We start from the raw sequence: 20359 nt of genomic DNA, 5'->3' as shown, positions 1-20359 counted from the left end.
ATCGATCGCACTGCCCGGCTACTCTGCGGCATCCGAAAGCTTCAAATCGCCTTTCGGCAGATCATAGGAACTCATGAACCGGTCGACGGGGCCCTTGACACTATCCCAGTCGAAAAACCGGAAGCTGTTTCCGCGGGTCACGAACGGCGCGCCGGAATAGAACATTTCATATTGCAGATGGCGCGAGCCGAATTCGGAGCCGACCGCATCCCAGGCAAGTTTCATCAGCTTGACGCGCTGCTCCGACGTCGTGATGGGCGAACGCTGCGTCTTGTGAATGATGGCATTGGTTTCAGGGGTCGCGAAATCGGCGTAGGAAGAAGGCACCATGATCAAGCCGCCGCCCGAGAGCGAACGGATCGCTTCTATGATCTCCGGATAGGTGTTCTGCGCGATGACCTGGGCCGTGCAGAGCAGGGAGCGGTCCGGCACGTAGAACTCCCCGAAGGCCTCACCCTTCATCTCCATCGCGATCACGAGCGCTTCGATGTTACTCACCTTGGCCGCCATCAAACCCAACGTGTCGCGCACCTGCGGAAAGTTGATGATGTTGTTGATCTCGGCGATCTTGCGCGCCACTCCCAGCAGGAACCGCAGCTTCACCATCAGGCGGACCATGCATTGATAGTTCTGGAAGACGTGCGCGCGGGTGTCGTGCCACTGGGCCTGGGCCATCTTCAGGTCCTTGAACACGAAGACGCGGTCCCAGGGTATCTTGACGTCGTCGAAATGGACGACGGCGTCATTCTCGTCGAACCTGGAAGAGAGTGGGTAGTCGAACGTCGAAGTGGCATTCTGCTCGTAGCTGCGGCGGGACATCAGCGTCAATCCCTTGACGCCCAATGGCACGACAGCCGTGAAAGCGTAGGCTTCGTCGCCGGCCTGCAGCGCCTGAAAGCCCGAGATCAGAAGCTCGTTCGCCATCACGCCGCTGGTCGCCAGCATCTTGGCGCCACGGATGGTGATGCCTCCGCTGTCCTCGTCGACGATAGAAGCCACGAGATGTGGATCCGGCTGCTCGCCTGCTGATTTTCCTTTGTCCGATTGTGGATTGATGATGACGTAGGACAGGAAAAGATCGTTGTCCCGGGCGTACTGGAAATACGCTTCCATTGCGGCCGCGCGGGCGGGATGATGATCGCGGAAGGCGGCAAGTCCCATCCGGAAGCCTGCGAGCGTGGACGCCACGTGGTCGGGCGATCGGCCGATCATGCCGCACGACAGTGTCGACCAAGTCTCGATGGCATGTCGCCGTCTCACGAGGTCGCCATAGGTCTTCGGAAGCTGCCACGCCAGATTCACCCGCTCGCCGCTGGTCGGTGACTGGAACGTCATCAGATCAAGGTTCTCCGGCGCGGCCTGGAAATCGTACAGTCCGGCGACCGTCTCGATGACGTTGCGAAAGCTGAGGTCGGTCGTGATATCCGCGACCTTTCGCCCGTCTATGTAGATCGAGCGATCGTCGCGCAAACTTGAAAGATAGGCGTTTCCGTCTTTGGCCATGCAAGGACTCCGCAAAATTGTGCTGGAATCCGACGCCAGGCATTTACCCATTGCAGCCGGAAGCGTCGTTGACACTAGTGTTCGCGAAGATCGGTGGTCAAGCTGAACGGTTGGGCAGTGCGATAGCCGACTCTTCCAGAGTTTTTCGCGCGCTATCGAATGGTGTGGTCAGGAATTGAGCATGAAGACGCGAAATTGTGTGCAGTTGCGTGCGGCCAGCTCCTTCATGCGTCGCTATTCCACAGCTAGATTTTGGTCAGAAATGCCGCCCCGCAGCCCTGCCATGCTCGTATCTCAGCTGTGCGATATCGGTCCCGACCGGTGCTCCGTCCGTGACGCGCCATTTGCCCTTGATCATGACGCGATCCGCCCGATGCGCGCCGCAGAGAACCAGAGCCGCGATCGGGTCGCCGGCTCCTGAAAATCTCAGTTCTTCGAGCGTGAAGCAGGCAAGGTCGGCCTGACGGCCAACTTCGATCTTGCCGATATCACTGCGTCCAAGGCATCGGGCGGAGCCTTCTCTCGCCCACCTGAACGCATCGAGGTGGGTGACCGCGGATGCGTCGTAGGCGAGCCGTCCAAGCAGGAATGCGTGGCGCACCGACTCCATCAGGTTTGAGCTGTCGTTCGAGGCAGAGCCGTCGACGCCGAGGCCGACGGTCGCGCCCGCAGCTTCGAGATCCCTGGTCCGGCAAATGCCTGATGACAGCACCATGTTGGAGGTCGGGCAGTGACAGATGCCCATGGCGTGTGCGCCCAGTCGCGAGATTTCGGCGTCATTGAAGTGGATGCCGTGTGCGAGCCAGACGCGTTCATTCATCCAGCCGACCTGTTCGAGATAATCGAGCGGACGGCAGCCATAATGGTGGAGGCAGTAATCATCCTCATCATGCGTTTCGCCGAGATGGGTGTGGAGCAGGCAGTGATGCTTCGAAGCCAGTGTAGCCGTGTCGATCATCATCTGGCGCGTGACGTTGAACGGCGCACACGGCGCCAGTGCAACGCGCAGCAGCGAGCCTTCGCGAGAATCGTGATACTTGGCCAGCACCCGCTCACAATCGGCGATCGCCGTATCGTGATCCTGCATCAATCGTTCGTCGGCAATGCCCCCTTTCGCAAAGCCGAGATTGATGGCGCCGCGCGTCAGCGTCATCCGCATTCCAAGCCGGGAGGCTTCTTCGGCTTCGATGTCGACGGCGTCAGCCATGTCTTGTGGGAAAACGAACAGATGGTCGGACGCGGTGGTGCAGCCGGACATCAACAGTTCGGTCAGCGCCACACGAACCGCGAGCCGGAAGCGGTCGCGGTCGAGATAGGACCCCCAGATCGGGTAGAGCTGCTTCAGCCACGGAAACAGCGGCTTGTTGATCGCCTGAGGATGGGCGCGCGTCAGTGTCTGGAAGAAGTGGTGGTGCGCATTGACGAGGCCAGGAATGATCACGTGCTGGCGTGCATCGAATATCTCATCGCATGGCGTTGTCGGGCCGTCCGGTCCGACCAGTTCGATGATCTTTCCGTCCTCAATGACAAGCCCGCGCTTGCCGCCATCCGCCAGCATGGCAATCGGATCGCGAATCCAGGTTTTCATCGGGTCTGCACCGCTAGACCGGCTTCTTGTGCGCGAGCGAGCGGTTTGATTCCGTTGCAAGAAACAGCTCGGCGTTCGACACAGGGCATTCTTGACCTCCGCAAATCCGATTGGTCGGAGAGCAAGACGGATGCCAGACACTATCGAGCTCATTCCGCGGTAAGGCACCGCCGCGACATCGCTCAGCGAAATGTGGTGCCGGCCGTCAACCTCGCGGCGGCGGTGGGTAAGCGAGGCGCCTGTCGGTTGTCGATCCGCCGTTCTCCGGACTGCCCCTTGCGGCGACTTGGCGCGCGGCTTGCTTGTGCTCACTAGGAGCGCGGCCACCCCCGTGCTTTTACCGGATCGAGGCTCATTGGAGACATGGACCAGTCTGGATTTGCCGATCTGAAGCCGCGTCTGGTGCTGACTGGTATCACCAAGCGCTATCCCAGTGTCGTCGCCAACGACGATGTCTCGCTAAGCATCCGTCCCGGCGAGATCCACGCCGTGCTCGGCGAGAACGGTGCCGGTAAAAGCACGCTCATGAAGATGATCTACGGCGTCACCAAGCCGGACGCCGGCACCATCATGTGGAACGGGCAGTATGAAACCATCGCCGCGCCGGCACAGGCGCGGCGGATGGGCATCGGCATGGTGTTCCAGCATTTCTCGCTGTTCGAGACGCTGACGGTCTGGGAAAACATCGCGCTTGCGCTGGATGAGGCCGTTCCGACCGCGAAGCTGGCGTCGCAGATAACAGAAGTATCGGAGAAATACGGACTGCCCATCGACCCCTACCGGCTGGTTCACAGCATGTCGGTGGGCGAAAGACAGCGGGTTGAGATCGTTCGCTGCCTGCTTCAGGAGCCGAAGCTCCTGATCATGGACGAGCCGACTTCAGTGTTGACGCCGCAGGCCGTCCTCATCCTGTTCAAGACGCTTCGCCGTCTGGCGGCGGAAGGATGCAGCATCCTCTATATCAGCCACAAGCTCGATGAAATCCGCGCGCTCTGTGATACCGCAACTGTGCTGCGCGGCGGACGGGTCAGCGGCACGGCCATTCCGCGCAACGAGACCAATGAAAGCTTGGCGCGAATGATGATCGGCGGCGAACTGGCGGAATGTCGCCTTGCGCCGCGCGAAGCCAAAGAAGAAAGGCTGAAGGTCGAACGTCTGTCGCTGACTTCGCCGGATCCTTTCGGGACGTCGCTCAAGGATGTCAGCCTGACGGTGCGCAGCGGTGAGATCCTCGGGATCGCGGGTGTCTCGGGCAACGGCCAGAGGGAATTGATGACGGCGCTCTCGGGCGAGCGCTTGAGCCCGGCTTCCATGATCAAGCTGTTGGGGCAGCCGGCCGGCAACCTCAATCCGGCGCAGCGGCGCGCGGTTGGTCTGACCTTTGTTCCGGAGGAGCGGCTTGGACGCGGCGCGGTGCCGCCGATGAGCCTGGCCCAGAACGCGCTCCTGACCGGAGCGCGAAAGGGCATGGTGCAGAGGGGCATCATCCATCCGTCGGTCATGAAGGCCTTTTCAAAGAACGTGATCGAGCGTTTCAAGGTCAAATGCGGCAGCGACCAATCGGTCGCCTCCAGCCTGTCCGGCGGCAATCTGCAGAAGTTCATCGTCGGCAGGGAGACGATGCTGCAGCCCAAGATGATGATCGTGGCGCAACCGACCTGGGGCGTGGATGTCGGCGCGGCGCAATTGATCAGGCAGGCCCTGATCGATCTGCGCGATCAGGGCGTGGCGATTCTGGTGATTTCAGAAGAACTCGACGAGCTCTTCGCCATCAGCGATCGCCTCGCGGTGATCGCCGACGGACGTCTTTCGCCGTCGATCAAGCCTGCGGAGACATCGATCGAGCAGATCGGGACATGGATGAGCGGCAAGTTCGGCGATCGGGCGGACGACCGCGCGGCTTCCGCAAACGCACATCTGGAGACGGCCAATGCTCAAGCTTGAGCGGCGCGCGACGCCGTCGTCCATCATGAGCGTCGCTTCGCCGCTGCTGGCGGCGGTCGGTATGCTCATAACCGGATTCGTGCTGTTCAAGGTGTTAGGCAAGGATCCGGTGGAGGCATTCTATCTGTTCTTCGTCAAGCCGGTGTCGACCACCTACGGCATCGGGGAATTGCTCCTGAAAACGACGCCCTTGCTGCTCTGCGGATTGGGCCTCGCCTTGGGCTTCAGGGCCAATGTCTGGAACATCGGCGCCGAAGGACAGCTCACCATGGGGGCGATCGCCGGCGGCGGCGTCGCGCTCTGGTCCGGCGACAGCGAATCTGCGTTTGCGTTGCCATTGATGCTACTGGCCGGAGTGCTCGGCGGGATGGCCTGGGCCGCGATTCCCGCCTTTCTTCGAACCCGGTTCAACACCAACGAAATTCTCGTCACGTTGATGCTGGTCTACATTTCCCAGTTGGTGCTGTCGTGGCTCGTGCACGGGCCATGGCGCGATCCGCAGGGGCTGAACTATCCGCAATCGCAAGGCTTCGGCGATGCCGAGACGATGTCGATCCTCATCAGCGGAACGCGGGTGACCTGGGGCATTGTCTATGCGCTCGGGCTGGCACTGGTGGCCTGGATATTCTCGCAGAAGACCTTTGCCGGCTTTCGTATGCAGGTCGCGGGACTGGCTCCTGCCGCGGCGGCCTATGCCGGCTTCTCGGAAAAGCGCAACATCTGGATTGCGCTGATGATCTGTGGCGCCACCGCCGGGCTCGCCGGCGTGTGCGAAGTCGCCGGTCCCATCGGCCGGCTGCAACAGCAGATATCGCCCGGCTACGGCTTCGCCGCCATCATCGTGGCCTGGATCGGCCGCCTGCATCCGATCGGCGTAGTGTTCGGCGCGCTGCTCATGTCGCTGCTTTATCTCGGCGGCGAGGCGGCACAGATGGGCATGGGCTTGCCGTCCGCGATCACCGGGCTGTTCCAAGGCTTGTTGCTGTTCTACCTCCTGGCCGCCGATTTGTTCATCACGTTTCGGCTGAAACGCGTTGCGCCGGTCGAGGCCAATACCTTGAAACCACCGGTACAGGCGGAGACCGCCGCATGAATCCCATTGTCCCGATGATCGCCAGCACCGTGGTCGCGGCCACGCCGCTGATCTACGCGGCTCTTGGCGAAACCGTCGTCGAACGGTCCGGCGTCCTCAATCTCGGCATCGAGGGCATGATGCTGATCGGTGCGGTGACCGGCTTCGCCACGACATATGCGACCGGCAGCGCTGCGCTTGGTTTCCTCGCTGCGGCCTGCGCCGCCGTCGCGTTGTCCCTGCTTTTCGGCTTTCTCACGCTCAACCTGCAGACCAATCAGGTCGCTACCGGCCTCGCGCTCACCTTGTTCGGCATCGGCCTGTCAGCCTTCGTTGGTTACAACTACGCCGGCCTGCCGGTGAACCGGCTGACGCCGATCACCATTCCCGGGCTGAGCGCCATTCCCGTGGTGGGCGATCTCCTGTTTCACTACGACATCATGGTCTATCTCTCCATTGCACTGTTCGTAGGCGTGCAGTGGTTTCTGACGAAGTCGCGCACCGGCCTGACGCTGCGGGCGATCGGCGAGTCGCCGAGTGTCGCGCATTCGATCGGCAAGTCCGTCCTGAAGACTCGCTACCTAGCTGTGATGTTCGGCGGGGCGATGGCTGGCATCGCGGGTGCGTATCTGTCGCTGGTCCAGACCCCGATGTGGGTCGAGGGCATGTCCGCCGGCAAGGGCTGGATCGCACTTGCGCTCGTGGTTTTCGGCACGTGGAAGCCGACACGCATCGTTGTCGGTGCGTATCTCTTTGGTGGTGTCACGCAATTCCAACTGTTCGCGCAGGGCTTCGGTCTGCCGATCCCGACCGAGTTCCTGTCGATGCTGCCTTACGCGGCGACGATCATCGTGCTGGTGATCATCTGCCGCGATCCCAAGACCATCTTGTTGAATCAACCGGCTTCCCTTGGCCGGAGTTTCCATTCGGCCGCGTGATCAGGGGCCTCGCGGTGCGGTTCAGCAATTCAAGCTCCAGACAAAGGTAGGCGTTATGCAACGAAGAACGTTCTTGAAAATGTGGTCCATGGCCACCGCGGTGGGCTTGGCGATGGCCGCGCCCGTCGCGGCTCCGGCTGCCGAGCCGCTGAAGGTCGCTTTCGTCTATTTGGGACCGCGCAGCGACGGAGGCTGGACGCAGCAGCACGATCTGGCCCGGCTGGCGCTTGAGAAGGCGATGGGCTCTGCGATCAAGACCACCTTCGTGGAAAACGTCCCGGAAACCGCGGACTCCGAACGCGTCTTCCGTCAGCTCGCAGCCGACGGCAACAAGCTGATCTTCGCGACTTCGTTCGGCTACATGGAGCCGCTTCAGAAGGTCGCCAAGCTGTTCCCGGACGTCAAGTTCGAGCACGTCAACGGCTTCAAAACAGCGGCCAATATCACGGTCTACGCGCCGCGCTTCGAGGAAGGCTTCTACCTGATCGGCACGATCGCCGGGCTGATGACGAAGACGAACACGCTTGGCTTCATCGGTTCGTTCCCGATCCCGAGCGTCATGCGCAATATCAACGCGATGGCCCTTGGTGCTCAAGCCGTGAATCCGAAGATCAAGGTGAAGCCGATCTGGGTCAACACCTGGTATGATCCCGGCAAGGAGCGCCAGGCGGCAGACACGTTGATTGCGCAGGGTGCGGACAACGTTGCCCAGAACACGGACTCGCCGGCCTCGATCCAGGCGGCGCAGGAGAAGGGCACCTATGCGTTCAGCATCGATGCCGATATGTCGAGCTTCGGCAAGAAAGCCCAGCTCTCTGGTTCGACGGAGGACTGGAGCGGTTATTACATCGACGAGACCAAGAAGGTGCTCGATGGCACCTGGACCGGTAATCGGCGCATCCGTTGGGGACTCAAGGAAGGATTGGTGGTGATGGCTCCGCTCAATCCCGATATCCCGCCAGAAGTCGTCAAGGTGTTTGAGGAAAAGAAGGCGGCGATCATCGCGGGCACGCTTAATCCATTTGCCGGACCGATCAAGGACAACACCGGCAAGGAGATGGTTCCCGCCGGCGGTAAGATGTCCGAGGCCACTTTCAGCTCGCTCAACTGGTACGTTGAAGGGGTCGAGGGTACCGTTCCAAAATAAGGCCTTAACCATCGGTCGGGCGAGAGGTCAGCGAACGAAGTGCAGGTGTCTCGCGGCGAGACCACCTGCACTTCGCGCTGTAGGGCGGCCGATAGGGCCAACTCGTCCTCGATGGGCCGGCGTAGACAGCCTTCATCCGCTCGCCTCGCGCATCATCGTCTTGAGCAATTCCGCCAGCACGCTTGCGATCGCGCTGCTTCCCCGTTCGTGACCGATCAGCATCAAGGTCTGGGATTCATGCGACAGTTCGCGGACCGGCAGGTAGACGAGGCGTCCCGCCCGCCGCTCAAACTCGATATCGAACGGCGTGAGAAAGGTAATCCCGTTGTCGACCATCGCGGAGTGCCTCATGATCTCGATGGCATTGGTCTCGATGATCGGCTGCAGATCCAGTGAGACGCGCGTAAACGCGGTGCTCAAGTAAGGCCTGATCGCGCTCGTGTCGTCGGCAACGACAAGTGGATAGTCGATGCAGTCGCTCAGCCGGATGCCGGTTCGCTTCGCAAGCGGATGGTTCGGCGCCATGACGGCACCGAGCTTGGCGCCGGCGCGCGCCAGGACCTTCAGATTGCCGTCCTTGGTAAAGTCGAATCCGATGCCGAGATCGGCTTCGCCGTTGGCGACAGCGAACTGAATCTCCTCGCCCGTGTTGAACAGCGTCAGGTTGAGCTTGACCCTTGGATTGGCGATCCGGAACGCCTTTACCGTTCCGGGGACCAGGTTCGACGCGAGCCCGCTCATCATCGCCATGGTGATCTCGCCGCGCCGCAGCCCCTTGAGCTCCTCGATCTTGGTTTGCGCGCGCGTCAGTTCCTTCAGGGTCTGCCTGACGTGGCCGATCAGAATCTCTCCGGCAGCGGTCAGGACCAGCTTCTTTGGGAGCCGTTGAAAAATTGGCGTTCCCAATTGGCTTTCCAGCGCCAGGATCTGGCGGCTGATGGCGGAAGCGGCAACGTTCAGATGATTGGCGGCCTTCCGGATCGAGCCCGTCCGCGCAACCTCGTCGATATAGTTCAACAGCCGACCGTGAAGCATTTCCCTTCTACCTTGTTGCGCCTTCGGAGCAGATGACTCGCGTTGCCCAAAAGGCAACGGACTTGCCGAATTAAAGCGCTTTCAAGTGATCGTGGCGCGTGCACAATCGCAAGCCTGAATAGCAGGCAAACGGCGCCGGGCTCTTTTGCAGGCCGCCGGCGCAATCAGCCGTTGGAGCCGAATGAAAGAATGGAGCTGAAGTCGCATTGGTGGTGGGATCTGAGCACGAAGGATTTCGCCGAGCTGGACGCGGAGAGGGTGGTTGCGATCCTGCCCGTCGGCGCCGTCGAGCAGCATGGGCCGCATCTGCCCATCAGGGTCGATGCCGCCATCAATGCGGGCATCGTGGCCCGAACCGTTGAACTGATGCCGCCGGATCTGATGGCGCTGGTGTTGCCGATGATGCCGGTCGGCAAATCCGACGAGCACCTGGCATTTCCGGGCACGCTGACATTGTCGCACGAAACGCTCGGGCGCGTCTGGTACGAACTGGGCGAGTGCGTCCATCGCGCTGGCGTCCGCAAGATTCTGTTCCTGAATTCGCATGGCGGTCAGCCGCAGCTACTCGAGATCGTCTGCCGCGATCTGCGCGTCAAGCTCGGCATGTTCGCCGTCAGCGTGATGTGGCCGCGGCTGATCGATCTGGATGCGTTGTTTCCGCCCGAGGAAAATCGGCATGGCATTCATGGCGGTCAGAGCGAGACCAGTGTGATGCTGCATCTGCATCCCGAGCTCGTGGAGATGCATCACGCTGAGAACTTCGTCCCGCTGTCGGTCGAGATCGAACGCGAGTCGCAAATGCTCGGTCCGGAAGCCGGCGCCAGGTTCGGCTGGCAGGCGCAGGATCTGCATCCAAAGGGCGCCTGCGGCGACGCCACCAAGGCTACTGCCGAGCTTGGCCGGCTCGCCGTCGAGCGCTCTGCCGCGCGGCTTATCAAGCTGATCGAGGAGATCAGCCGCTATCCATTGTCGCGTATCGCGACCCACACGGCGTTCGATGGATCGCGGCGCGGATGACGATAAGGAGCTCTAACATATGGCATTCAGTGCCGTAGACCTTGCACAGGCGACAGCTTTCCGGATTTCACCGAAGGACACCAATTACTTCGTAATGCTGTTCGATCAGGAGACCGACCGGATCGACAACAGTTTCGTCATCGAGATATTCAAGGTCGGTGGAGCGACGCCGCCGAACGAGCACAGCCGGGCGCACGAATTCTTCCACGTCCTGCACGGGGAGGGCGTCGCGTATTGCGACGGCAAGAGGCTGCCGATCAAGAAGGGCGACTCGCTGCTGCTGCATCCGGGCTCCGAGCACGTGATCGAGAACACCGGCGCCGGCAAGCTGTACACGCTCACGGTGATGACCCCGAACGAAGGCTTCGCCGAACTGATCCGTGGCGGCGAGCGCGTTGCGCTCGAGCCCGACGATATCTGCATCCTGCAGGGGCAATAGCCGATGAGTTCGGTGCCACGCCACACCGGCGAGGACGACGCGCTTTGGCCGCTCGGATCGAGCGCGCGCAATCGCTGGCGCGTGTCAGCGGCCCGCGCCGACCTGGTGCGCGATCCGATACCGCCAGAGCCGGTCACCCTGCAGGCAGACGGCAAGCTGATCACTATCGATCTCGCTCGCACGGCGATGATCGTGATCGATATGCAGAACGACTTCTGCCATCCGAACGGCTGGCTCGCACATGTTGGCGTGGATGTCGCGCCGGCACGGCGGCCGATCGCGCCGCTACGTCGGCTGCTTCCCGTGCTGCGGGCTCATAGTGTACCGGTCATCTGGGTGAACTGGGGTAACCGACCAGATAGACTCAATCTCAGCCCGGCGCTTCTGCACGTTTATAGTCCCGATGGCCGCAGCGTCGGTCTCGGTGATCCCTTGCCTGGCTCCGGCGCAAGGGTGCTCGAGCGCGGAAGCTGGTCGGCCGCGATCGTCGACGAGCTCAAGGTCGATCCGTCCGATATCCAGGTTGCCAAGTATCGGATGTCTGGCTTCCAGGACACCGAACTCGACAGCATCCTGCGCAATCTCGGCGTCACCACGCTGATGTTCGCTGGCGTCAATGCCGACCAGTGCGTGTTGTGTACCCTACAGGACGCCAACTTCCGCGGCTATGACTGCCTACTGTTGGGAGATTGCGTGGCCACCACATCGCCGGACTATTGCCTCGCGGCGACCCTCTACAATGTGCGCCAATGCTTCGGCTTCGTCCTGAGCTCGCAGACGATCGTCGCGGGGCTCGGCGAAGGCGGGCAGCAAGCAGCGAAGATCATGCCATGAACGAGCTTTCGTCCGATACCCTCGCACGGCTCATCGACGATTTGGGCGACGTTCCTGTCGTTACCGATCCCAAGGTCGTGCGCCGGCGCTCGCGCGATTTCTTCTGGTACAGCCCGGTGCTGAACGAGCAGTTGAACGGCATGTCGGCCGATCTCGTCGCCTCGCCGCGGGACGAAGCCGACGTCATCCGCGTTGCCGCCGCCTGCGCGCGGCATCGCGTGCCGATCACAGTGCGCGCGGGTGGCACCGGCAATTACGGCCAGGCTGTGCCGCTGCGCGGTGGCGTGCTGCTGGACGTTCTGGCGCTCGACAGTACCAAATGGGTCAAGCCCGGCCTGATCCGGGTCGGTGTCGGCGCGAAGCTGAACACGATAGATGCCGAGCTGCAGCCCCGCGGCTGGGAGCTGCGCATGCACCCCTCCACCAAGCGCACGGCGACGATCGGCGGCTTCGTGGCGGGCGGATCGGGCGGCATCGGCTCGGTCGTTCATGGCGGCCTGCGCGAGCCCGGCAATATCCTCGCCGCGCGCGTGGTCACGGTCGAGGAAGAGCCGCGCGTCATCGAGTTGCGTGGCGACGCGGCGCAGAAGATCAATCGTGCCTACGGCACCACCGGCATCATCACCGAACTTGAAATGCCGCTGGCGCCCGCCTGGCGATGGATCGATGTCGTCGTGACGTTCGACGATTTCGTCGCCGCTGCGGCGTTCGGCTACGAGGCCGCGCTGGCGGACGGGATCGTCAAGAAGCTGCTGTCGCCGATTACCGCTCCGTTGCCGTCCTATTTCGGTGCGCTGAAGCCGTACTGTCCCGACGGCAAGAGCATCCTGATCGCGATGATCGCAGAACCCTCGCTCGAGAGTTTCAAGTCGTTGTTGGCCGGCCGCGGCACCATCACGCTGGAGACGCCGACCGACGAGAGCCCGGGCCAGGTGCCGCTCTACGAATACACTTGGAACCACACCACGCTGCAGGTCCTGAAGACCGACCGTTCGGTCACCTATCTGCAATGCCTCTATCCGCATGACCGGCTGATGGAGAAGGTGGTCGAGATGCGCAAGTTGTTTCCAGACGAAGTGTTGCAGCATCTGGAGTTCATCCGCTTCGGCGGCCGCGTCACCTGCAGCGGGCTGCCCGTCGTGCGCTATACCAATGCAGACAGGCTGAACGAGATCATCAGCCTGCACGAGGCGCACGGCGTCCATATCGCCAATCCGCATGTCTTCACGGTGGAGGACGGCAGCCGCTACAAGCGCGCCGATGCCGATCAGCTTGGCTTCAAGCACGAGGTCGATCCGTACGGGCTGCTCAACCCCGGCAAGATGCGCAGCTTCGTGCCGGAGCGGCCGTGAGATGCGGGTGCTCTATGTCTATTGCCATCCGCTGAGCGAAAGCTTTCACGCCGCGATCCGGAAAGAGGCGCTGGCCGGGCTGGCTGAGGCGGGCCACGCCGTCGACCTGCTCGACCTCTATGCTGAGGGCTTTGATCCGGTACTGACGGCCGAGCGCCGGCGCGACTATCACGACCCCGCGCGCAACCGCGCCAACAACCAGGCCTATGCCGCCCGCCTGATGACCGCGGACGCGCTGGTCGTGCAATTCCCCACCTGGTCCTTCGGGCCGCCGGCGATGCTGAAGGGCTGGTTCGACCGGATGTTCGGCCCCGGCATTGCGCTGGATCTGTCGGATCCGTCGCATGCCAAGCCGACGCTGATGCATATCCGCCGTATCACCGGCATCTCGACCTATGGCCGCCCGCGCTGGCAGGCGATCGGCATGGCTGACCCGCCGCGGCGGATCATCAAGCGCTACCTGCGCTGGTTCACCGGCTCGAAAGCGTCGGTGAGCTACTACGCGCTCTATCACATGAATGTCGCGACGGATGCGCAGCGCGGCCGCTTCCTCGCCAAGATACGGCGCGAGATGGCGCGGTTTTAACCGCGCTCGGGCGCCGCGGCCATCGCCTCGATCTCGACGAAGAATTCCGGACGCGTGAAGCCGGACACGATCACCAGCGTTGAAGCCGGCGGGGTTCCCTGAAAGTGCCGGTCGCGTGAGCGCATATAGCCCTGCATATGCTCGCGGGCAGTCACGTAAGCGTTGAGCCGGACGACATTTGCGAGCGTCATGCCGTCCTCGGCGAGGATGGCCGCGATATTGGCAAAGCACAGATCAGCCTGCTGCTCGCATTGCTCGGGGATCGTTTCATCGGCAGCGATGCCGAGCTGTCCCGAGGTCACGACGAGCCGGTGATTCGCCGGAACCGCGATGCCGTGGCTGTAGCGCGCAAAGGGCGCCCTGATCGAAGCTGGAGAAAGCGCACGCAACGTCACCCCCGACGACTGATATGAAAACGCAAAACGTAACGTAGATCGCCCGCCACTTCCACTGCACACACTGGAAAAATTCGGATCGCTGCTGTTGCTTCAAAGGCAACGGATTGCTCGAATAAAAATGCTTTCAGGCGACAAGGCGGCTGTGCATCCTTGGTGCTACTGGGGACGAATTGTCACGTTGCAATTCCGTTCCCGGATTGTGGGGCCGGGCGCAACGCCGGCAATAACGGGGAAGCCGCAATGGCCACCAAATTCCTGCCGCGAACGATCGCGGTGACCCTGGTCAGCGTCGGTGCGCTGCTCTGTTCGATGGCGTCGACGTTCGCTGCCGATAAGGTGACGTTCCTGACGAGCTGGTTCGCGCAGGCCGAACATGGCGGCTTCTATGAGGCAAAGGCGACTGGGCTGTACGAGAAGGCCGGCCTCGCCGTGACCATCAAGATGGGGGGTCCGCAGGTCAACGGCTCGCAGCTCCTGCTCGCCGGCGAGACCGATTTCCTGATGGGCTACGACATCCAGGTGCTGAAGGGGCGGGAGCAGAACCTGCCGCTGGTCACCGTCGCCTCTTCCTTCCAGTTCGACCTGCAGGGGTTGATGACTCACGACGATGTCGCCAACATCGCGGCGCTCAAGGGCAGGCCGATCCTGATTGCAGGTTCCTCCCGCGTTACGTTCTGGCCTTGGCTCAAGGCCAAATACGGATTCACCGACGACCAGATCCGCCCTTACACGTTCAACCTGCAGCCTTTCTTCGCCGACAAGAGCATCGCCCAGCAGGCCTATCCGTCGTCTGAGCCCTACCAGGCTGAGCAGCAGCACGAGAAGGTGAAGTTCTTCCTGCTCGCCGACGGCGGCTATCCGCCCTATGGTTCGACAATCGTCACCACCGAGAAGATGATTGCCGAGAAGCCCGACGTCGTGGCGCGCTTCGTCAAGGCCTCGCTCGAGGGCTGGCGCGACTATCTGAAGAATCCGGCGCCGGCCAATGCGCTGATCAAGGCCGACAACCCGAAGATGACTGACGGGCAGATCGCGTTCGCGATCGAGAAGCTGAAGGAGAGCAAGGCGATCGACGGCGGTGACGCCGCAAAGCGCGGCATCGGCGTGATCACGGAGGATCGCTACAAGCAGATCTACGACTTCCTGGTCGCGGGTGGTCTGCTCGATCCGAAGGTGAACTGGCCCAAGGCCTACGATGATCGCTTCGTCAAGGACCTGAAGATCGGAGTGCAATAGCGGGCCGATGAACGCTCTCTTGCCGGGCACCCCGCTTGATGAAGGCGGACAGCGGATGGTGACGGGCGGCGAACGTCCGCCGGCGGTCGAAGTGTTGTCGGCCGAGAAAGTGTTCTCGAACGGCACGCGCGGACTGGCGCCGATCAATCTGTCGATCGCCGACGGCGAGTTCCTGACGCTGATCGGCCCATCCGGTTGCGGCAAGAGCACGCTGCTGAAACTGATCGCGAACCTGATCGAGCCATCGGACGGCCGGCTGTTGTGGTGGCGCGGAGATTTCTCGCAGGTCGGGCAGGAGGGCAGGCGGTTCGCCTTTGTCTTTCAGGAGCCGACCTTGATGCCCTGGGCGCGGGTCGAGGCCAATGTCCGGCTTCCGCTGGAACTGTCCAACATTGCCAACACCAAGGCTGCGCCGCGGGTGGCCGAGGCACTCGAACAGGTGGGCCTATCCGCTTTCAGCAAGCATTTCCCGCGCCAGCTCTCCGGCGGCATGAAGATGCGGGTCTCGATCGCGCGTGCGCTGGTGACGAAGCCAAATCTGCTGCTGATGGATGAGCCGTTCGGCGCACTGGATGAGTTCACGCGCAACAAGCTCGACGCCGACCTGATCCGCCTGTGGTGGGAAGGCAAGTTGACGACGGTGTTCGTCACCCACTCGATCTATGAAGCCGTGTTCCTGTCGACGCGTATCATCGTGATGGCGGCAAACCCAGGCCGCATCTTTCGCACGATGACCATCGACGAGCCGCAGCCGCGCGGCGAGGGCTTTCGCGACAGCCCGAAATTCGCCGCCTATTGCCGGGAGCTTTCGACCTGGCTTGCGGAGGCGTCGCTGCCTTCCGTGTCGGCAGGTGTCTTATGAAGCCGTTGCTGCAGTCGGAGGCTTTTGTGCGGATCGCTGCTCCGCTTGGGGTGGGGATCGCGCTGTTCGTATTGTGGGAGGTCGGTTTTCGGCTGGCCTCGGTGCCGGTCTATCTGTTTCCGAAGCCGAGCGACATCTTCACAAGCTTCGTCAACAATGGACCGTCGCTGTTCCGCGCATTGCTGGTCACGTTGCGCGTGACATTGCAGGCGTTTGCCGCGGCGGTCATCATCGGAACGCTGGTTGCGTTCATGTTCGTGCAAAGCCGCGCGATCGAGATCAGCCTGTTTCCCTATGCGGTGCTGCTGCAGGTGACGCCGGTCGTCGCGATCGCGCCGCTCATCATCATTCTCGTCAAGAACACGCAGCTCTCGCTTACGATCTGCGCCACGCTGGTGGCACTGTTTCCGATCATCTCCAACACCACGCTCGGCTTGCGCAGCGTCGATCCAGGGCTCGCTAATTATTTCCGGATGAACCGCGCCAGCCGGTTCAAGACCCTGGTCAAGCTGCGAATCCCCGGGGCCTTGCCCTATTTCTTCGGCGGCCTGCGGATTTCCAGTGGGCTCGCCTTGATCGGCGCTGTGGTCGCCGAATTCGTTGCCGGCACCGGCGGCCGCTCGTCGGGGCTTGCTTACGAAATCCTCGATGCCGGCTTCACGCTCGATATTCCCCGCATGTTCGCGGCGCTGTTCCTGATCACACTGACCGGTGTCGTGCTGTTCGCCGCGATGGTCGTGCTCTCGAGGCTGGCGCTGTCCAACTGGCACGAAAGCGAAATAAGGACCGAGACATGACTGCGATGCTGATCGAGAACGCCGTCGGGATCTTCACCGGCCTGCCGGGTGCCGCGATGCGTGCGACGGGCGCCGTCCGCATCCGCGACGGCGTCATTGCCGAGATCGGAGCGCTCGAGCCGCAGCCGGATGAGCAGCGGATCGACGCGCGCGGTTGCGTCATCTATCCGGGCCTGATCTCCACCCATCATCACATGTTCCAGAGCGTGATGAAGGGCGTCACCGCCGGCATCAACCTTCCGCTCGCGGGCTGGCTGCGCGCGGCGCCTTACAGGCTCTGGTCGAAGCTTGACGAGGAGGCGCTGGCGGTTGCCGCAAGAATTGCGCTGTCCGAACTGCTGCTGTCGGGAACGACGACGGCCGCCGATCACCACTATCTCTTCAGCGACACCTTCAGGTTCGATCCCGCCCATGTGATCTTCGAGGTCGCGCGCAGCCTGGGCATCCGCCTGGTGTTCTGCCGCGGCGGCGCCACCAAGGACCGTCACATGAACGCTGACGACTTTCCGCCGATGCCGGTGGAAACGCTCGACTCCATGCTGAAGTCGGTCGAGGCCTGCGCGCAGCGCTTCCATGATCCGTCGCCAAGAAGCCTGACACGTGTTGCGCTGGCGCCGACCACGCCGACCTGGTCGCTCGACCCCGGCGAGTTGAAGGAAGTGATCGCGGCAGCGCGGCGGATGAAGCTCAGGCTGCACAGCCATCTCTCCGAGACCGCAGACTATGTCGATTTCTGCCTCTCGGTCCACGGCAAGCGACCGGTGGAATGGCTCGCCGACCACGACTGGCTCGGGCCCGACATCTGGTTTGCGCATCTCGTCCATCTCGATCCGGGGGAGGTCGAGATACTCGCAAGCACGGGTACCGGCATGGCGCATTGCCCGCAATCCAACTGCCGCCTCGGCTCCGGTGTCGCGCCGGCCGATCACATGGCGCGACTCGGCGGCGCGGTGTCGCTCGGTGTCGACGGCGCTGCCTCCAACGAAGCGGCTGACATGATCAGCGAGATGCATAGCTGCTGGCACACCCATCGCGCCGTGAAGGGCGCGCATGCGGTGACGGCCGAGGACGTCGTGCACTGGGCAACGGCCGGCGGTGCCCGCGTTCTCGGTTTCCCGGAGATCGGCACGCTTGCGCCGGGACAGCAGGCCGACATCGCGATCTTCGACCTGAACCAGCCGCGGCACTTCGGCATGCATGATCCGCTGATCGCACCGGTTACCTGCGGCGGCAGCGTGCATTTGCGCTACCTTTTGGTCGGCGGTCGCATCGTGGTCGAGGACGGCGCTATTCCGGGCCTCGATATCGCAAAACTCAGATCCGATGCCCTCCGCGTGGTCGAGCGGATGGCGGCCTGATAGCGGAGAAGATCATGCTCAGCACCAAACAACCGGTACTTCGCCGCTTCTGGTATGCGACCGTGCCGCTCGAGCATTTGAAGGATGGTCCAAGACCATTCACCCTGCTCGGTGAACCGATCGTGCTGTTCCTCGATGCAGAGGGACAGCCGGCGGCGCTCGAAGACCGCTGCTGTCATCGCACCGCGAAGCTGTCGAAGGGCTGGTGCAACAACGGCAACATCGTCTGCGGCTATCATGGTTGGGAGTATGATCGTGATGGCAAGCTCGTGATGATCCCGCAATTTCCGTTCGAGCAACCCGTACCCGACGCTAAGGCGCGCTCATTCCGGGCCCAGGCAAAATACGGCTATGTCTGGGTCGCGCTCGACGAACCATTGCGCGACATCCCGGAAATCCCCGAGGAGACCCGGCCGGGCTATCGCCGTATCCATCAATTCTACGAAAAATGGAACACAGCCGCGCTCAGGTTAATGGAAAACTCGTTCGATAACGCCCATTTCGCCTTCGTGCATAAGGGTACTTTCGGCGACATCAATCAGCCGAAGCCGGAGAAATACGAGATCGTCGAGACCGACGACGGTTTCGACGCCGAGACCATCATCACTGTCCGCAATCCGCCGAATGCCTATCGGATCAGCGGCACGACCGATCCGAGCACGAAGCGGCACCAGCGCAACAAATGGTTCATGCCGTTCTGTCGGCGGCTCGACATGGAGTATCCATCAGGCATCCGGCATATCATCTTTAATTGCGCGACGCCGATCTCCGACGGCCAAATACAGGTCATTCAGATCCTCTTCCGTAACGATACCGAGACCGACTGCTCAACCCAGGAATTGATCGACTGGGACGCCGCGATCATCGCCGAGGACCGCGACATGCTCGAATCGACCGATCCTGATGCCATCGTGGACATGAGCCGGAAGATCGAGATGCACATGCCGTCGGACCGGCCAGGCATGATCATGCGCAAGCGACTACTTGAACTCCTCCGCGCGCATGATGAGGAGGAGCAGCCTAAGACCCAACTGTCTTAGAGCAAGACTCGGAAGGCACGGGTATTTACCGCTGTCCGTGCATGACATAAGTGCCGGGCTCCCCATCGCTACGACGGGCTTAAACTAGCGGCCAGCCCGTGTTTGTCAGGCGTCAGCAGCGACCTTCAGGGCCTCGGTGCGTATCTCTTCCACGAGCCGTTCCTTCAGTCTGATGAATTCGGGCGTGGTTTTGATTTTGTAGGAACGCGGGTGGGGCAGGTCGATCGCAATCGCTGCCTTGATGCGGCCGGGACGCGCGCTCATGACGATGACTCGACTGCAGAGAAAGATCGCCTCCTCGATATCGTGCGTGACAAACAGCACGGTCTTCTGGTCGCGTTCCCAAATCGCAAGCAGCATCTCCTGCATCAGCGCCCGGGTCTGGTTGTCCAGGGCGCCGAACGGCTCATCCAGCAACAGGATCTTCGGATCGTTGGCGAGGGCACGTGCGATCGCCGTGCGCTGTTGCATGCCGCCGGAGAGCTGTTTCGGCCAATGATTTTCAAAGCCCGACAGTCCGACTCGGTGGATGAAACCGTCCGCGATCTTGTACCGACCCGCTTGAGAAATTCCGCGCTCGCGCAGGCCGAATGCGATGTTCTCCCGCACCGTCAGCCAGGGAAAGAGCGTATAGGACTGGAACACCATGCCGCGATCCGCGCCAGGTCCGGTGACCTCGCACCCGTCGAGCATGACGCGCCCGCTGGTCGGCCGATCGAGCCCGGCGATGATGCGGAGCAGGGTGGACTTTCCGCAGCCCGAGGGACCAAGGATGGTGACAAAATCATTGTCGCCGACACTGAGATCGGTCGGTTCGAGAGCCCGCGTCGGCGAATGGCCCGGGCGCGCAGGAAAGATACGTGAAACCTGATCGATCTTCAGCGCGGTCATGCCAATTTCCAGGGAAAGAGCCATGCGTTGAAGGCCTTGAAGAGGAAATCGGAGATCAGGCCGATGAGCCCGATAACGATGATGCCGAAGATGATCTGGCCTGTGTTGAGCAAGGCCTGGCTGTGCGTAATCATGTGGCCGATCCCTGACGAGGACCCGATGAGTTCGGCGACGATGACATAGGTCCATGCCCACCCTAGCATTACAGTTGTTTTTTTAGTGGGTTTCTGAATCCATGGGCAACCATGATTCGAAGATCGTGGACGCAGGCAGCGTCGATTGAGGAGACGCTTGCGTTGTGGGCGGCGTCGCTTCGGGAGAT

Annotated in this window: 20 protein-coding genes; 14 read left to right on the top strand and 6 right to left on the bottom strand. The window is 61.9% G+C overall.

Annotated elements, in window-relative coordinates; genetic code table 11:
- Window positions 1-18: 18 nt before the first annotated feature.
- Together ACZIRK_RS35875 and ACZIRK_RS35870 are read right to left on the bottom strand one after the other, a co-directional pair.
- Window positions 19-1503 (bottom strand): 4-hydroxyphenylacetate 3-hydroxylase family protein, encoded by a 1485-nt coding sequence (locus ACZIRK_RS35875; RefSeq protein ID WP_474419099.1) that lies wholly within the window; start codon window positions 1501-1503, stop codon window positions 19-21.
- A 256-nt stretch (window positions 1504-1759) separates the two neighbouring features.
- Entirely contained in the window at window positions 1760-3091 is a 1332-nt protein-coding gene (locus ACZIRK_RS35870; RefSeq protein WP_474419098.1) for an 8-oxoguanine deaminase, read from the bottom strand.
- 363 nt (window positions 3092-3454) lie between these two features.
- Between ACZIRK_RS35870 and ACZIRK_RS35865 the strand changes: the two genes are divergently transcribed.
- From ACZIRK_RS35865 to ACZIRK_RS35850, 4 genes are all read left to right on the top strand, one after another.
- Window positions 3455-5035, top strand: a complete 1581-nt coding sequence (locus ACZIRK_RS35865) for an ABC transporter ATP-binding protein (protein ID WP_474419097.1) — start codon at window positions 3455-3457, stop codon at window positions 5033-5035.
- Window positions 5022-6128, top strand: coding sequence for an ABC transporter permease (locus ACZIRK_RS35860; RefSeq protein ID WP_474419096.1), 1107 nt, complete (start codon window positions 5022-5024; stop codon window positions 6126-6128). Before ACZIRK_RS35865 ends, ACZIRK_RS35860 begins: the two co-directional genes overlap by 14 nt.
- A complete protein-coding gene (locus ACZIRK_RS35855; protein WP_456641287.1) occupies window positions 6125-7045 on the top strand; it encodes an ABC transporter permease in 921 nt (306 codons plus the stop codon). Before ACZIRK_RS35860 ends, ACZIRK_RS35855 begins: the two co-directional genes overlap by 4 nt.
- A gap of 79 nt (window positions 7046-7124) precedes the next feature.
- A complete protein-coding gene (locus ACZIRK_RS35850) occupies window positions 7125-8192 on the top strand; it encodes a BMP family ABC transporter substrate-binding protein (protein ID WP_474419130.1) in 1068 nt (355 codons plus the stop codon).
- 132 nt (window positions 8193-8324) lie between these two features.
- Here ACZIRK_RS35850 and ACZIRK_RS35845 read toward each other — a convergent pair whose 3' ends face one another.
- Window positions 8325-9227: a LysR family transcriptional regulator gene (locus ACZIRK_RS35845; protein WP_474419095.1), complete on the bottom strand. Its 903-nt coding sequence runs from the start codon at window positions 9225-9227 to the stop codon at window positions 8325-8327.
- A 189-nt stretch (window positions 9228-9416) separates the two neighbouring features.
- On the opposite strand from ACZIRK_RS35845, the gene ACZIRK_RS35840 reads away from it, so the two are divergent.
- The 5 genes from ACZIRK_RS35840 to ACZIRK_RS35820 are packed head-to-tail and all read left to right on the top strand — an operon-like array spanning window position 9417 to window position 13455.
- Window positions 9417-10244 carry a creatininase family protein gene (locus tag ACZIRK_RS35840; protein ID WP_474419094.1) on the top strand — a complete coding sequence of 276 codons (828 nt, stop codon included), beginning with the start codon at window positions 9417-9419 and terminating at the stop codon, window positions 10242-10244.
- 19 nt (window positions 10245-10263) lie between these two features.
- Window positions 10264-10683 carry a cupin domain-containing protein gene (locus ACZIRK_RS35835; protein WP_474419093.1) on the top strand — a complete coding sequence of 140 codons (420 nt, stop codon included), beginning with the start codon at window positions 10264-10266 and terminating at the stop codon, window positions 10681-10683.
- Window positions 10684-10686: 3 nt separating this feature from the next.
- Entirely contained in the window at window positions 10687-11517 is an 831-nt protein-coding gene (locus ACZIRK_RS35830) for a cysteine hydrolase family protein (RefSeq protein ID WP_474419092.1), read from the top strand.
- The gene (locus tag ACZIRK_RS35825) at window positions 11514-12869 is read left to right on the top strand and encodes an FAD-binding oxidoreductase (RefSeq protein WP_474419091.1); all 1356 of its coding nucleotides are present in this window, start codon (window positions 11514-11516) and stop codon (window positions 12867-12869) included. The genes ACZIRK_RS35830 and ACZIRK_RS35825 overlap by 4 nt, the downstream gene beginning before the upstream one ends.
- Window position 12870: 1 nt before the next feature.
- Window positions 12871-13455 (top strand): NAD(P)H-dependent oxidoreductase, encoded by a 585-nt coding sequence (locus ACZIRK_RS35820; RefSeq protein ID WP_474419090.1) that lies wholly within the window; start codon window positions 12871-12873, stop codon window positions 13453-13455.
- On the opposite strand, the gene ACZIRK_RS35815 is transcribed toward ACZIRK_RS35820, so the two are convergent.
- On the bottom strand, window positions 13452-13850 hold the full coding sequence (locus ACZIRK_RS35815; protein ID WP_474419089.1) for a RidA family protein: 399 nt from the start codon (window positions 13848-13850) through the stop codon (window positions 13452-13454). The genes ACZIRK_RS35820 and ACZIRK_RS35815 overlap by 4 nt on opposite strands.
- A 243-nt stretch (window positions 13851-14093) precedes the next feature.
- Here ACZIRK_RS35815 and ACZIRK_RS35810 point away from each other — a divergent pair, with 243 nt between their 5' ends.
- Genes ACZIRK_RS35810 through ACZIRK_RS35790 form a run of 5 tightly spaced genes read left to right on the top strand, consistent with a single transcriptional unit; the run spans window position 14094 to window position 19146 of the window.
- Window positions 14094-15089, top strand: a complete 996-nt coding sequence (locus tag ACZIRK_RS35810; RefSeq protein WP_474419088.1) for an ABC transporter substrate-binding protein — start codon at window positions 14094-14096, stop codon at window positions 15087-15089.
- Window positions 15090-15144: 55 nt separating this feature from the next.
- A complete protein-coding gene (locus tag ACZIRK_RS35805; protein ID WP_474419129.1) occupies window positions 15145-15951 on the top strand; it encodes an ABC transporter ATP-binding protein in 807 nt (268 codons plus the stop codon).
- Window positions 15948-16748 (top strand): ABC transporter permease, encoded by an 801-nt coding sequence (locus tag ACZIRK_RS35800; RefSeq protein ID WP_474419087.1) that lies wholly within the window; start codon window positions 15948-15950, stop codon window positions 16746-16748. The genes ACZIRK_RS35805 and ACZIRK_RS35800 overlap by 4 nt, the downstream gene beginning before the upstream one ends.
- A complete protein-coding gene (locus tag ACZIRK_RS35795; protein ID WP_474419086.1) occupies window positions 16745-18106 on the top strand; it encodes an amidohydrolase family protein in 1362 nt (453 codons plus the stop codon). The genes ACZIRK_RS35800 and ACZIRK_RS35795 overlap by 4 nt, the downstream gene beginning before the upstream one ends.
- 14 nt (window positions 18107-18120) lie before the next feature.
- Window positions 18121-19146: an aromatic ring-hydroxylating dioxygenase subunit alpha gene (locus tag ACZIRK_RS35790; protein ID WP_456641276.1), complete on the top strand. Its 1026-nt coding sequence runs from the start codon at window positions 18121-18123 to the stop codon at window positions 19144-19146.
- Between the two features lie 105 nt (window positions 19147-19251).
- Here the strand turns inward: ACZIRK_RS35790 and ACZIRK_RS35785 are convergent, their stop codons facing one another.
- Both ACZIRK_RS35785 and ACZIRK_RS35780 read right to left on the bottom strand, forming a co-directional pair.
- Window positions 19252-20037 (bottom strand): ABC transporter ATP-binding protein, encoded by a 786-nt coding sequence (locus ACZIRK_RS35785; protein WP_474419085.1) that lies wholly within the window; start codon window positions 20035-20037, stop codon window positions 19252-19254.
- Window positions 20034-20359: ABC transporter permease subunit (locus ACZIRK_RS35780; protein WP_474419084.1), on the bottom strand; the 326-nt coding region annotated here is incomplete at its 5' end. The genes ACZIRK_RS35780 and ACZIRK_RS35785, both read right to left, overlap by 4 nt.

The organism is Bradyrhizobium sp. Leo114 (assembly GCF_055229415.2).
Note: the sequence above shows the minus strand (reverse complement) of the source record. Positions and strands in the feature narration are given on the sequence as shown.

Excerpts from the sequence above, each read along its gene's own strand:
- ACZIRK_RS35875 (WP_474419099.1), bottom strand. The coding sequence starts at position 1,503 with ATGGCCAAAGACGGAAACGCCTATCTTTCAAGTTTGCGCGACGATCGC.
- ACZIRK_RS35870 (WP_474419098.1), bottom strand. The coding sequence starts at position 3,091 with ATGAAAACCTGGATTCGCGATCCGATTGCCATGCTGGCGGATGGCGGC.
- ACZIRK_RS35865 (WP_474419097.1), top strand. The coding sequence starts at position 3,455 with ATGGACCAGTCTGGATTTGCCGATCTGAAGCCGCGTCTGGTGCTGACT.
- ACZIRK_RS35860 (WP_474419096.1), top strand. The coding sequence starts at position 5,022 with ATGCTCAAGCTTGAGCGGCGCGCGACGCCGTCGTCCATCATGAGCGTC.
- ACZIRK_RS35855 (WP_456641287.1), top strand. The coding sequence starts at position 6,125 with ATGAATCCCATTGTCCCGATGATCGCCAGCACCGTGGTCGCGGCCACG.
- ACZIRK_RS35850 (WP_474419130.1), top strand. The coding sequence starts at position 7,125 with ATGTGGTCCATGGCCACCGCGGTGGGCTTGGCGATGGCCGCGCCCGTC.
- ACZIRK_RS35845 (WP_474419095.1), bottom strand. The coding sequence starts at position 9,227 with ATGCTTCACGGTCGGCTGTTGAACTATATCGACGAGGTTGCGCGGACG.
- ACZIRK_RS35840 (WP_474419094.1), top strand. The coding sequence starts at position 9,417 with ATGGAGCTGAAGTCGCATTGGTGGTGGGATCTGAGCACGAAGGATTTC.
- ACZIRK_RS35835 (WP_474419093.1), top strand. The coding sequence starts at position 10,264 with ATGGCATTCAGTGCCGTAGACCTTGCACAGGCGACAGCTTTCCGGATT.
- ACZIRK_RS35830 (WP_474419092.1), top strand. The coding sequence starts at position 10,687 with ATGAGTTCGGTGCCACGCCACACCGGCGAGGACGACGCGCTTTGGCCG.
- ACZIRK_RS35825 (WP_474419091.1), top strand. The coding sequence starts at position 11,514 with ATGAACGAGCTTTCGTCCGATACCCTCGCACGGCTCATCGACGATTTG.
- ACZIRK_RS35820 (WP_474419090.1), top strand. The coding sequence starts at position 12,871 with ATGCGGGTGCTCTATGTCTATTGCCATCCGCTGAGCGAAAGCTTTCAC.
- ACZIRK_RS35810 (WP_474419088.1), top strand. The coding sequence starts at position 14,094 with ATGGCCACCAAATTCCTGCCGCGAACGATCGCGGTGACCCTGGTCAGC.
- ACZIRK_RS35805 (WP_474419129.1), top strand. The coding sequence starts at position 15,145 with ATGGTGACGGGCGGCGAACGTCCGCCGGCGGTCGAAGTGTTGTCGGCC.
- ACZIRK_RS35800 (WP_474419087.1), top strand. The coding sequence starts at position 15,948 with ATGAAGCCGTTGCTGCAGTCGGAGGCTTTTGTGCGGATCGCTGCTCCG.
- ACZIRK_RS35795 (WP_474419086.1), top strand. The coding sequence starts at position 16,745 with ATGACTGCGATGCTGATCGAGAACGCCGTCGGGATCTTCACCGGCCTG.
- ACZIRK_RS35790 (WP_456641276.1), top strand. The coding sequence starts at position 18,121 with ATGCTCAGCACCAAACAACCGGTACTTCGCCGCTTCTGGTATGCGACC.
- ACZIRK_RS35785 (WP_474419085.1), bottom strand. The coding sequence starts at position 20,037 with ATGACCGCGCTGAAGATCGATCAGGTTTCACGTATCTTTCCTGCGCGC.